Genomic DNA, 12,004 nt, shown 5'->3' with positions numbered 1-12,004 from the left:
CCCTTCTTACCGCCCCCTGCACCGTTGCCGGGCGCGCATCCGGGTGTTCGGCCCCGACCCCACCAGGGATGTTGGGGCAGAGGGAATCTGACGGTCTATCGTTTTCGGTATGTCCTCCGCCGAACTGATCCGCATCGTCTCCCGCTCCTCCCCCATGGCCCTCGCCCAGGTGGAACGGGTCCGCGCCGAACTGGGCGCGCTGCACCCCGGGATCAGGACGGAGGTCGTCCCCGTCACCACCTCGGGCGACCGCTGGATGGGCGATCTCGCCCAGCTCGGCGGGAAGGGCGCCTTCACCAAGGAGGTCGACGCCGCGCTGCTCGCCGGCGAGGCCGACCTCGCGGTGCACTGCGTCAAGGACGTGCCCGCCGACCGGCCGCTGCCCGCCGGAACGGTCTTCGCCGGGTTCCTCAAGCGGGACGACATCCGGGACGCCCTGGTCCACCCCGCCGGCCGCACCCTCGACGAGCTCCCCGCCGGGGCCCGGATCGGCACATCCTCGGTGCGCCGGCGGGCCCAGCTCGCGGTCTCGCACCCGCACCTGGAGTGCGTCCCGATGCGGGGCAACGCCAACCGCCGGCTGGAGAAGCTCGCCGCCGGCGAGGCCGACGCCCTGCTGCTGGCCGTCTCGGGCCTGGAGCGGATCGGACGGCCCGACCTGATCACCGAGATCCTGCCGGTCGAGACGATGTGCCCGCCGATCGGCGCGGGCGTCCTCGGCCTGCAGTGCCGCGAGGACGACACCCGCACCATCGACACCGTCTCCGGGCTCGGCGACGCCGACGCCTGGCGGGAGACCACCGCCGAGCGGATGTTCCTGCACGTGCTGCAGGGCCACTGCAACAGCCCGATCGCCGGCTACGCCAAGGCCGAGCGGGACGGCCGCCTCTCCCTGCGGGCCCGGGTCTTCTCCCCCGACGGCAAGACCGTGCTGGACGCCCACGAGTGGGCCGGCCCGCTCGACCCCGCCACCCTGGGCACCTCGGTCGCGGTCGCGCTGCTGCGCCAGGGCGCGCGCGAGCTGATCGACACCATCCCGCACTGAGGGCGCCCGGCGCGGGCGCGCACCACCGGCCGCCGCCCGGATGCGGCGGGCGGCCGGGCGGTGCAGGGTCGGGGTATGGCCTCGATCATCGTGCTGCTGGAGCTGGAGCCGTCCACCGAGGTGCTCGACGAGGGTGAGGTGGACGTCGGCGCCCGGGTGCGCTGGGTCCACGCCGCGGCGGGCGACCCGGACGTGCCGGAGGACCCGGCGCCGCGGACGTTCTGCGGTATCGACACCGCGCCCCTGGAGTACGAGCCGTACCGGCCGTCCGGACCGGGGGAGCCCTGGTACCCGCCACTGCACCGGACCAGGCGCTGCCGCGACTGCGAGACGGCACTGCGGAGCCTGTGAGCCGCGGGACCGGGGCGGGGGACGGGCGACCCTCCGCCCGTCCCCCGCCCCGGCTCCACGGCCGGCATGCCCCCAGCCGGCCGTTTCGCCGTCCGTCACTCGCCGCGCCGGCGCAGGAAGGCTCCCGAGGCGGCCGCGCCCAGCAGGACCAGGACGGTGTTGGCCAGGACGGCGACACCCACCCCGCCGAGCACCGTGGCGGTGGCCGTGCCGCCGCCGAGGGCCGTCATCCTGGCGGTGACCACGGCGCTCATCACCGGGGTGCCGAGCGTGATGCCGACCTGCTGGGTCATCGTGGCGACGCCGGTGGCCAGGCCCTGCTCGTGGTCGGGCAGGCCCGAGGTGGCGGTCACCATGAAGCCGACGATCGCCAGCATGTTGCCCACGCCGCCGACGAAGGTGGCCGCCAGCAGCAGGGCCAGCCAGCCGGTGCCGGTGCCGAGCAGCAGCAGTGCGGCGGTCGCCGCCGCCTGCACCAGCAGGCCGGTGACCAGCGTGTTCCGGGTGCCGAGGCGGCGGATCACCCGGGGGGCCCGGATCCCGCCGAGGACCGTCCCGGCGCCGAGGACGGCGAAGGCCAGGCCGGTGGCGAGCGGCGAGAAGCCGAGCACCCGCTGCAGGTAGAGCGTCATCAGGAAGACCAGCGAGGTCTCGGTGGCGAAGGCGATCAGGCCGGCCAGGTTGCCCCAGACGACCGTCCGGCGGCGCAGCACCCGGACGGGTACCAGCGGGTGGGCGGCGGCCCGCTCGACGAACCGGAACGCCACCAGCAGCAGGGCGCCGACGGCCAGCGCGCCGAGCGCGAGCGGGTCGCCCCAGCCGTGCTCGCCGGCCCGGGTCAGGCCGTACACCAGGGCGAGCAGGCCGCCGGTGACGGCGGCCGCGCCCGGCAGGTCGATCCGGGGCCGCTCGGCGCCGCCGCGGCCCTCGGCGGACTCGGGGACCAGACGCGGCGCCACCAGCAGGACGGCCAGCGCCACCGGGACGTTGACGAAGAACGCCCAGCGCCAGCTGAGCAGGTCGGTCAGCAGCCCGCCGAGGACAGCCCCGGAGGTGAAACCGGCCGACATCAGCGCGCCGTTCAGGCCCAGTGCCCGCTCCCGCAGCGGGCCTTCGGGGAACGCGGTGGTGAGCAGTGCGAGCCCGGCGGGGGTGACGGCGGCGGTGGCCAGGCCCTGCGCGACCCGGGCGGCGAGCAGCACCCAGGGGGTGGTCGCCAGGCCGCCCACCAGCGAGGAGGCGGCGAGGACGGCGAGTCCGACCAGGAACACCCGGCGCCGGCCGAACAGGTCGGCGACCCGGCCGAACAGCAGGCTGAACCCGGCGGCGCTGAGGGCGAAGGCGGTGACGATCCACTGCAGGCCGCCGAGCGGGAAGCCGAGGCCGCGGCCGATCACCGGCAGGGCGACGTTGAGGATGGAGAAGTCCACGGCCAGCATGAACTGGGCGGCCAGCAGGACGACCAGGACGAGGCGTTGGCGTCCGGTCATGGTGGCGGGCGCTTTCGGCGCCGCCGGCGGCAGGGGGGTCTGGTCGAGCACGGTCATGGCGGGCTTCCTCCCGGATCGGAGCTGCGAAGTGGGTACGGCGGCAGCCTCCGCCCGCCCCGGGCGCGGACCCAGCCCCCTGCGATGGGTAGCACCGGCAGGGACAGGCTCGGCCGGCCCGCCGGGTGTTCACTGGACTCATGGACAAACCGGTGGAGTTGAGCGATTTTCTGCGGACCCGCAGGGCCCGGCTGCAGCCCGAGGACGTCGGCCTCGTCGCGTACGGCGCGCGCCGCCGGGTGCCGGGGCTGCGCCGGGAGGAGCTGGCCCAGCTGGCGGGGGTGAGCGTCACCTACTACACCCGGCTGGAGCAGGGACAGAGCCTGAACGCCTCGGACGAGGTGCTGGACGCGCTGGCCCGTGCGCTGCGGCTGAGCCCGGACGAGCACGCCCACCTGCGCAACATCGCCCGCCCGGGCCGGGCCCGGCCGCGCCCGGCGGACCGCTTCGAGCGGGCCAGGCCCGGCACCCGGCAGCTGATCGCGGCGATGCGGGAGGTGCCCGCGGTGGTGGTGGGGCACCGTAACGAGGTGCTGGCCTGGAACCCGCTCGGGCACGCGCTGCTGGCCGGGCATCTCGATCCGGCCGCCCCGGACCACCGGGGGGAGCGGCCGAACCTCTCCCGGATGCTCTTCCTCGATCCGCACACCCGGGAGCTCTACCGCCGCTGGGAGGAGGAGGCCCGGGCGAACGTCGCCTACCTGCGGCTGACCGCGGGCCGGCACCCGGACGACCGGGAGCTGGCCGCCCTGGTCGGCGAACTGTCGATGAACAGCCCGGAGTTCGCTGCACTCTGGGCCAGGCATCCGGTCAACGACTGCCTGTTCGGCAGCAAGGAGCTGCACCACCCGGTGGTCGGCCGGCTGGAGCTGGCCTTCGAGGCGATGCCGCTGCCCGAGGGCGGCGGGCACCGGATGCTGCTGTACAGCGCCGAGCCGGGGTCGGCCTCGGACGCGGCCCTGCGCCTGCTGGCGAGCGCGGCGGCGGGTGCCTCGGCCCCTGCGGCGGCGGGAGCGGCCGCCCCGGACTGCGGGATCACTGTGGATGGCTGGGAACTGCCTGGGAGTTCGGTCAACCGCTGATGAGGGGGCCGGTGCGGACAGCCCAAGACTGTGCCGATAGGTCCCTCAATGTCCGGTTTTCCGGGGTCAGGGACTTCCCAGCCGCACCCCAGGACTCCGCAAGAGCCCGGGGCGAGGCTTGCCCCCATGAAGGTGTTCCCGCGACGGCGTGGTGCCGTCCTCGTCAACTCCGCACTCGGCGTGGCCCTCCTGGGGGGCGCCGCCCTGGTGTACACCACCTTGGACAGCGGTACCAGCGTGGCGGCCGGCAAGGCCCAGGTACGAACGGCGACGGTGGCCAAGGGCACGGTCCTGGCCACCGTGTCCGGAACCGGCACCCTTGCCTCACCGACCGACGCCGGGCAGGACTTCGTCACCGGAGGCAAGCTCACCGCGGTCAAGGTCGCGGTCGGTGACACGGTGACCAAGGGCCAGGTGCTGGCGACCGTGGACACCACGGCCGCCCAGCAGCAGGTGGACGCCGCCCGGTCGGCGCTCACCGCGGCCAAGGCCAACCTGACCAAGGCCGAGGCCGGCGTCACCACCACGACCACCTCCCAGCTGCCCGCCTCCTCCGGCTCGGGCTCCTCCGGCGGCGGCTCCGGCTCCTCGGGCAGCGGCAGCCGGGGTACCGGCGCGACGGCCACGGCCAGCGCCACGCCGACGCCGCAGACCACCACGATCACCACCACCAAGGTGGACGACGCGGCGGTCGCCCAGGCCCAGCAGCAGGTCGACACGGCGCAGACCAATCTCACCAACGCCCAGGCCACGCTGGCCGGTACGACGCTGACCGCCTCCGTGGACGGCACCGTCGCCTCGGTCGGCGGCAAGGTCGGCGACACCGCCTCGGGTGGTTCCACCGGCTCGACCGGCTCCACCAGCAGCAAGTCGACCGGGACGACGACCACTTCGTCCTCCGCGACGCCGAGCGGCTTCATCGTGCTGACCAACCCGACCGGGATGCAGGTCACCGCGGCCTTCTCGGAGCTGGACTCGCTCAAGCTCAAGAAGGGCGAGGCGGCCACCGTCACGCTCAACGCGCAGTCCGACACCAAGCTCAACGCGACCGTCCTGTCGGTGAGTTCGCTGCCGACCAGCAGCGGGAGCGGTGGCGCCGTGCAGTACGGCGCGACGCTGCAGATCACCGGTGACACCAGCAAGCTGCGGACCGGCCTGAGCGCCACCGTCTCGGTGGTCACCGGCGAGGCGGACAACGCCCTCTCGCTGCCCGCCGCCGCACTGGCCGGCACCGGCGCCAGCCGGACCGCGACGCTGGTCGCGACGGACGGCACCACCTCCCGGGTGACGGTGACGGTCGGCGTGGTCGGCGATGCCACGGTCGAGGTGACCGAGGGCCTGAAGGAGGGCGACAAGGTCGAACTGGCCTCCACCACCTCCGGATCGAGCAACGGGTTCCCGAGCGGGAACTTCCCGGGGCTCGGCGGCGCGGGCGGCGGCCAGGGCGTGGGCATCTCCGGTGGCGGCGCCGGGGCCGGCCGGGGCGGCAACCGCTGATGCGCCGCCACAGCTCCGGCGGCCGGGCCGGCTCCGGGCGGGCGGGCGGCGTCGTCGCCCGCGCGGCCGCCGCCGGCCCGGGCGAGTCCGCTCCCCCGCCGGTGATCCAGATCCGCCGGGTCACCAAGTCCTACGGCCACGGCGACGCCACCGTGCACGCGCTGCGCGGCCCGTCCGACCCGGTGAGCGGGGAGCCGCTCGGCGTCACCCTGGACATCGAGCAGGGCGATTTCGTCGCGGTGATGGGCAGTTCGGGTTCGGGCAAGTCGACGCTGATGAACATCCTCGGCTGCCTGGACGTCCCCACCGGGGGCCGCTACCTGCTGGACGGCACCGACGTCGGCCACCTCGACGAGGGCCAGCTCTCGCTGGTCCGCAACCGCAAGATCGGCTTCATCTTCCAGTCCTTCAACCTGGTGCCCCGCACCACGGCCCTCGCCCAGGTCGAACTTCCGCTGGCCTACGCCGGCGTACGGTCGGCCGAGCGGCGGCGCCGGGCGCTGGCGGCGCTCTCCCTGGTCGGGCTCGCCGAGCGCTCCGGGCACAAGCCCAACGAGCTGTCCGGCGGCCAGCAGCAGCGGGTGGCCGTGGCCCGGGCACTGGTCACCGCCCCCGCGATGCTGCTCGCCGACGAGCCCACCGGCAACCTGGACAGCCGTTCCACGGAGGAGGTGCTGGGCATCATCGACGGGCTCAACGCGATCGGTCGCACCGTCGTGCTGATCACCCACGAGGACGAGGTCGCCCGGCACGCCAAGCGGGTGATCCGGCTGGTGGACGGAGCTGTCGTGCGGGACTTCCGGCAGGGTCCGGTGGGCGGTCCGCCGCCGGCGATCCGCCCCGAGCTGGTCGGAGGCCGGTCGTGATCCTCTGGCAGATGCTCCGCTTCGCCTTCGGCGGCCTGGCCGCCAACAAGGTGCGCTCCGCCCTGACCATGCTGGGCGTGCTGATCGGGGTCGCCTCGGTGATCCTGCTGCTCGCGGTCGGCAACGGCTCCTCCGTGGCGGTGAAGGACTCGATCACCGCGCTGGGGACGAACTCGCTGACGGTGTCGGCCGGGTCCTCCGTCGGCGGGGCCCGTGGCGCGTCCACCGCGAAGAAGCTCACGGTGGACGACGCCAAGGCGCTGGCCTCCTCGGCGCAGGCGCCGGACATCAAGTCCGTGGCGCCGGTGGTCACCACCACCGGGACGGCGCTGTACGGGGACATCTCGTACAGCCCGGGGTCGATCGTCGGCACCTACCCGGCGTACTTCGAGACCTCGAACCAGAAGGTCGAGAAGGGCGACTACTTCAGCAACGACGACGTGCTGAACGCCCGCAAGGTCGCGGTGCTCGGCTCGACCACGGCCAAGCAGCTGTTCGACACCGTGGACCCGGTGGGCAAGCAGATCACCATCGGCGGTACGCCGTTCACCGTGACCGGCGTGCTGAAGACCAAGGGCAGCACCGGGTTCAACGACCCGGACGACCTGGTGATCGCCCCGCTGCCGACCGTCCAGAACGCCTTCACCGGCTTCGGTTCGGTCAACCAGATCCTGGTCCAGGCGACCTCGGCGGAGACCACCACCGCCGCGCAGGCCGAGATCACCCAGATCCTGATGGGCACCCACGCCCTGGCGGACGCCAGCAAGCTGGACTTCCGGATCAGCAACCAGGCCTCGCTGCTGACGGCGCGGGAGAGCACCGGCAAGACCTTCACGGTGCTGCTCGGCGCGGTGGCCGCGATCTCGCTGCTGGTCGGCGGGATCGGGATCACCAACATCATGCTGGTGACGGTCACCGAGCGGACCAGGGAGATCGGCATCCGCAAGGCGCTCGGTGCGCCGAAGGGGGTCATTCTCGGGCAGTTCCTGACCGAGTCGACCCTGCTGTCGGTGCTCGGCGCCGGTCTCGGGGTGCTGGCGGGCCTGGTCGGTTCGCACTTCAGCATCGTCGGCATCAAACCGGTGGTGATCCCGGAGTCGGTGCTGGCCGCGTTCGGCATCGCGGTCGCCATCGGCCTGTTCTTCGGCAGCTACCCGGCCAACCGGGCCGCTTCGCTGCGGCCCATCGACGCCCTCCGGCACGAGTGACCCAGGAGCCCTGACCATCGTGAGCAACGACAACCACTTGCTGGTGCCGCGCGAGGACGACAACAGCCCGATCGCCCAGGTCGAGCTGCTCTCCTCGGCGCCGGACGCCCGTGACATCACCACCGAGCTGGCGGCGCCGCCGCGGCGCCGGCTGCCCTGGCTGACCCTGGCACTGGCGGGCGGGGTGCTCGCCGCGGCGGCGTTCAGCGGCGGCGTCTGGTACCAGCAGAACCACGGGAGCACCAAGTCCGCGGCGGCCGGCGGCGGTGGGCAGCAGCGGGCCGCCGCCCCGGGCGGCTACGGCGGCCAGGGCGCCGCCGGCCAGGGTGCGGCGGGCCAGGGCACCGGCCGCCGCACCGGCCAGGCCGGTGGCCAGACCGGCGGTCAGGCGGGCGGTACGGGTGCAGCGGGCGGCGCCGGCGGCTTCACCCGCGGCACCGTGAAGGTCGTGGACGGCACCACCGTCTACCTGACCGACGCCAACGGCAACACCGTCAAGGTGACGACCGGCGACTCGACCAAGGTGCAGCTCAACAAGGAGGGCAAGGTCGGCGACCTGCAGCCCGGCCAGAGCGTCACGGTGGTCGGCACCCCGGACGCCTCCGGCGGCTACGCGGCCACCCAGCTGGTCGAGGGCGCGGCGGCCGGCGGCTTCGGCGGCTTCGGCGGCGCCCGCACACCGTCCGGCGGCTGACCCCGCGGCCTCCGGACCACGGCCCGGCCGGCACCCCGCCGGCCGGGCCGTCTTTCTGCCCGCCGGTCGTCGTCCTGGACCGCCGGGTTGCCGGGCCGCCCCCTCGCCGGGGGACGGGCGCCCGGGGCCCGTCGGGCGGGCGTTCGAGGGCGAAGGGCCCTTGCCCCGAGAAATCCCCCCCCGGTTAAGCTGGTTAATCCAACATTCATCAACCACGCATAGCCTCCCAGGGCTATCGTCCGATGAGTGTCATCGTCCGACCGGGAGGCGGAACAGCCGTGCAAGGGATCGTGTCGACATCAGGGATCGCGGCCAGCGCCGGTACCTCGGGTGAAGCCTTCCTCCTGGTCGTCGACGACGAACCGAACATCCGCGAGCTGCTCTCGGCCTCGCTGCGGTTCTCCGGCTTCCGGGTCTCCTCCGCCGCGAACGGCGAGGAAGCCCTCGCCGCCGTGGCCGCCGAACGCCCCGACCTGGTGGTGCTGGACGTGATGCTCCCGGACCTCGACGGCTTCACCGTCGTCGAGCGGCTGCGCGAGCAGACCCGGCGCGACCGGATAGCCGGGCCCGCGCACACCGGCGACCACCTGCCGGTGCTCTTCCTCACCGCCAAGGACGGCGTCGGCGACAAGGTCCAGGGCCTGGCCGTCGGCGCGGACGACTACGTCACCAAGCCCTTCAGCCTGGAGGAGCTGATCGCCCGGATCCGCGCCATCCTGCGCCGGGCCGGCGGCCCCGCCGAGGACGGGCGCCTGGTGGTCGCCGACCTCACCCTCGACCCGGTGGCCCACGAGGTCACCCGGGCCGGCACCCCGGTCTCGCTCTCGCCGACCGAGTTCAAGCTGCTGCACTACCTGATGGCCAACGTCGGCCGGGTGGTCTCCAAGGCGCAGATCCTGGACCACGTCTGGGCGTACGACTTCGGCGGCGACCTCTCCATCGTCGAGTCGTACATCTCCTACCTGCGCCGCAAGCTCGACTCCGGGCCGGTGCACGGGCCCAAGCTGATCCACACCGTCCGCGGCATCGGCTACGCCCTGCGCCGGCCGCCGCAGAACTGACCACGCTCGGATGCCCCGGCCCGACCTGTTCCGCCCCCGACCCGGCCCGCGCCCGCCGGGCCGGCTCCGACTGCCCCGGCCCGGCTCCCTGACGGCCCGGCTGTCGCTGCGCGCCCGGCTGCTGGTGCTCGCCCTGCTACTGGTCACCACGGGGCTTGCGGTCAGCGACACCATGGTCCTCGGTACCGTCCGGCACCAGCTCGAGCAACGCCTGGACGAGCAGCTCCAACGCTTCGCCGAGCCGCTGTCGCACCGCGCCGCCGGGCGCCAGACCTGGGGCGACAAGGGGCAGCCGCCGGCCGTCGCCGGGAAGCGGGCACTGCCGCTGCTGGCCGCGCTGCCGAGCCAGTACACCGTCCTGTACCTGTCCGCCGAGGGCAAGGTGCAGCAGGTCGTCCGCCAGCCGCTCACCGAGTCCGACCCGGCCCCGGAGCTGGGCCGCCTCGACCCCGCGACCACCGACCCGCAGGTGGCCTTCGACCTGCCCGACACCCGCGGCCGCGGCTCCTGGCGGGCCGTCGTCCTGCCGCTGCAGCGCCAGGCCGCCGGCAGCGAGTTCGCCGCGCCGAACGCCTCGTACCTGCTGGTCGCGGTCTCCCGGGAGGAGGTCGACGCCACCGTCGGCAAGCTGCGCGCCTCCTTCCTCGCGATCGGCGGAGTCGTCCTGCTGCTGATCGCCGCCCTCGGCTTCTTCGCCGTCCGGGCCGGGCTGCGGCAGCTGCGCGGCATCGAGAAGGGCGCCGCCCGGATCGCCTCCGGCGAACTGTCGCACCGGATGCCGGAGCTCTCCACCCGCACCGAGGTCGGCCGGCTCTCCGCCGCCCTCAACGGGATGCTCACCCAGATCGAGGCGGCCTTCGCGGCCCGCGCCGAGTCGGAGGCCCGGATGCGGCGCTTCGTAGCCGACGCCTCGCACGAGCTGCGCACCCCGCTCGCCGGCATCCGCGGCTTCGCCGAGCTCTACCGGATGGGCGCCCTGCCCACCCCCGCCGACGTCACCCGCACCATGACCCGGATCGAGAGCGAGGCCGTCCGGATGGGCACCCTGGTCGAGGACCTCCTGGTGCTCGCCCGGCTGGACGAGGAACGCCCGCTCGACCTGGCCCCGATGGACCTGCGCACCCTGGCCGCCGACGCCCTGCACGACCTCACCGCCCTCGACCCCTCCCGCCCGGTGGCGCTCACCGGCCCGGCCGGCCACGGCGCCCCCGGGGCCGCCCCCGTCCTCGGCGACGAGGCCCGGCTGCGGCAGGTCGTCACCAACCTGGTCGGCAACGCCGTCAAGCACACCCCGCCCGGCACCCCCGTCCGGATCGGCGTCGGCACCGCCCAGGGCGACTGCCTGCTGGAGGTCGCCGACTCCGGCCCCGGCCTCACCCGTGACCAGGCCGAACGCGTCTTCGACCGCTTCTACCGCGTCGACGCCTCCCGCAGCCGCAACGACGGCGGCGGCGCGGGCCTCGGCCTCGCCATCGCCACCGCCCTCACCCACGCCCACGGCGGCACCCTCACCCTGCACAGCGCCCCGGGCGACGGCGCGGTCTTCCGGATGGAGATCCCGCGCCAGCGGTGACCACCCGGGAGGGTGAACGGGCCCGGACGGCACCCGTCGGCCGGTTATCGTGTGCGACGGTACGGCCACGGCTTCGGGGCGTCCCGAAGGACGCGCCCGTGGCCGAGGAGATCGTCGTGGACCTGGACCAGGCGTTGTGGCAGGTGTGGAAGTCCATGGACGTCCCGGAGGGCTTCCGGGCGGAGATCATCGGCGAGGCCGTCGAACTGTCGCCCATCGGCGCGGTCCGGCACTTCACCGTCAACCGGCGGCTCCGCGGATCCTTGCTCGACCACCTGGGCGGCACCGGTCATGGTCCCGCGAGCGCCGGCAACGTCATCCACGGTCACAAGGTGTTCGTCCCGGACGTCTTCGTCGCCCCCGACGACCTGGCGGAGATCGGGGACCCCGACGGCTTCGGTGTCCCGGCAGCCGGTGTGGCGCTGGTCGTCGAGACCGTGTCGCCCGGCAGCGAGAGCCGCAAGCGCGACCTGGTCCGCAAGCACCGCGCGTACGCCACGGCGGGCATCCCGGTCTACGTGATCATCGACGACTTCGACGACGGCGGCTCGGTCACCGTCCTCTCCGGCCCCGACCCCGCCAGGGGCAGCTACGCGAGTTCGGTCCGCACGCCGTACGGCGAGGAGGCGATCGTCCCGGAGGGGCCCGCCAAGGGATTCGTGATCGGCCCCGACGTCACCGGCGGCCCCCGCTGAGGCCGGCGCCGCCCGAAATCTCCTTGCCCCCGACCGCCCGGCAGGGGAGGCTGCCACCATGTCCGACCATGAGAACAGCAGCTCACGCGGGGTGGAGAGCCTCTTCAGCCAGGGCCGGCTGACGACGATCCCCCGCAAGGCGGCCCGCCGCGACCAGTTGCTCACGCACCTCGCCCAGACCCTCTTCCAGCCCGGCCGGGACTACACCGAGCGCGAGGTGAACGAGGCCCTGCTCACCGTCCACGACGACTACTCCGCCCTGCGCCGCTACCTGGTCGAGGCGCACCTGCTCGTGCGCACCAGGGACGGCAGCAGGTACCACCGGGCCGGCTGACGGGGGAGCCGCCGGCTCCGCGCCGGGTGCCGGGGCAGGCCGACGGGCGGC

At 74.0% G+C, this 12,004-nt stretch carries 12 protein-coding genes; 11 read left to right on the top strand and 1 reads right to left on the bottom strand.

Annotated features, from left to right (window positions below):
- Positions 1 to 109 precede the first annotated feature (109 nt).
- Entirely contained in the window at positions 110 to 1,045 is a 936-nt protein-coding gene (hemC, locus tag OG689_RS20605) for a hydroxymethylbilane synthase (protein WP_266322359.1), read from the top strand.
- Between the two features lie 75 nt (positions 1,046 to 1,120).
- Positions 1,121 to 1,396 carry a hypothetical protein gene (locus tag OG689_RS20600; protein ID WP_266322357.1) on the top strand — a complete coding sequence of 92 codons (276 nt, stop codon included), beginning with the start codon at positions 1,121 to 1,123 and terminating at the stop codon, positions 1,394 to 1,396.
- Positions 1,397 to 1,491: 95 nt separating this feature from the next.
- On the opposite strand, the gene OG689_RS20595 is transcribed toward OG689_RS20600, so the two are convergent.
- A complete protein-coding gene (locus tag OG689_RS20595; protein ID WP_266322355.1) occupies positions 1,492 to 2,943 on the bottom strand; it encodes an MFS transporter in 1,452 nt (483 codons plus the stop codon).
- Positions 2,944 to 3,083: 140 nt separating this feature from the next.
- On the opposite strand from OG689_RS20595, the gene OG689_RS20590 reads away from it, so the two are divergent.
- The 9 genes from OG689_RS20590 (at position 3,084) to OG689_RS20550 (ending at position 11,953) form a co-directional block, all read left to right on the top strand.
- Positions 3,084 to 4,025: a helix-turn-helix transcriptional regulator gene (locus OG689_RS20590; RefSeq protein ID WP_266322354.1), complete on the top strand. Its 942-nt coding sequence runs from the start codon at positions 3,084 to 3,086 to the stop codon at positions 4,023 to 4,025.
- A 126-nt stretch (positions 4,026 to 4,151) separates the two neighbouring features.
- Positions 4,152 to 5,522, top strand: coding sequence for a biotin/lipoyl-binding protein (locus tag OG689_RS20585; protein ID WP_266322352.1), 1,371 nt, complete (start codon positions 4,152 to 4,154; stop codon positions 5,520 to 5,522).
- Positions 5,522 to 6,388: an ABC transporter ATP-binding protein gene (locus OG689_RS20580; protein ID WP_266322350.1), complete on the top strand. Its 867-nt coding sequence runs from the start codon at positions 5,522 to 5,524 to the stop codon at positions 6,386 to 6,388. Before OG689_RS20585 ends, OG689_RS20580 begins: the two co-directional genes overlap by 1 nt.
- Positions 6,385 to 7,596: an ABC transporter permease gene (locus OG689_RS20575; protein WP_266322348.1), complete on the top strand. Its 1,212-nt coding sequence runs from the start codon at positions 6,385 to 6,387 to the stop codon at positions 7,594 to 7,596. The genes OG689_RS20580 and OG689_RS20575 overlap by 4 nt, the downstream gene beginning before the upstream one ends.
- 19 nt (positions 7,597 to 7,615) lie before the next feature.
- Positions 7,616 to 8,290, top strand: a complete 675-nt coding sequence (locus OG689_RS20570; RefSeq protein ID WP_266322346.1) for a hypothetical protein — start codon at positions 7,616 to 7,618, stop codon at positions 8,288 to 8,290.
- A gap of 290 nt (positions 8,291 to 8,580) precedes the next feature.
- Positions 8,581 to 9,351, top strand: a complete 771-nt coding sequence (locus OG689_RS20565; protein ID WP_266322344.1) for a response regulator transcription factor — start codon at positions 8,581 to 8,583, stop codon at positions 9,349 to 9,351.
- 10 nt (positions 9,352 to 9,361) lie between these two features.
- A complete protein-coding gene (locus OG689_RS20560) occupies positions 9,362 to 10,924 on the top strand; it encodes a HAMP domain-containing sensor histidine kinase (RefSeq protein WP_266322343.1) in 1,563 nt (520 codons plus the stop codon).
- Between the two features lie 98 nt (positions 10,925 to 11,022).
- On the top strand, positions 11,023 to 11,619 hold the full coding sequence (locus OG689_RS20555) for a Uma2 family endonuclease (RefSeq protein WP_266322341.1): 597 nt from the start codon (positions 11,023 to 11,025) through the stop codon (positions 11,617 to 11,619).
- A gap of 58 nt (positions 11,620 to 11,677) precedes the next feature.
- The gene (locus OG689_RS20550; protein WP_266322339.1) at positions 11,678 to 11,953 is read left to right on the top strand and encodes a DUF2087 domain-containing protein; all 276 of its coding nucleotides are present in this window, start codon (positions 11,678 to 11,680) and stop codon (positions 11,951 to 11,953) included.
- Positions 11,954 to 12,004: the final 51 nt, after the last annotated feature.

The sequence above is a fragment of the Kitasatospora sp. NBC_00240 genome (assembly GCF_026342405.1).
In the GTDB taxonomy this organism is placed as follows: domain Bacteria; phylum Actinomycetota; class Actinomycetes; order Streptomycetales; family Streptomycetaceae; genus Kitasatospora.
Note: the sequence above shows the minus strand (reverse complement) of the source record. Positions and strands in the feature narration are given on the sequence as shown.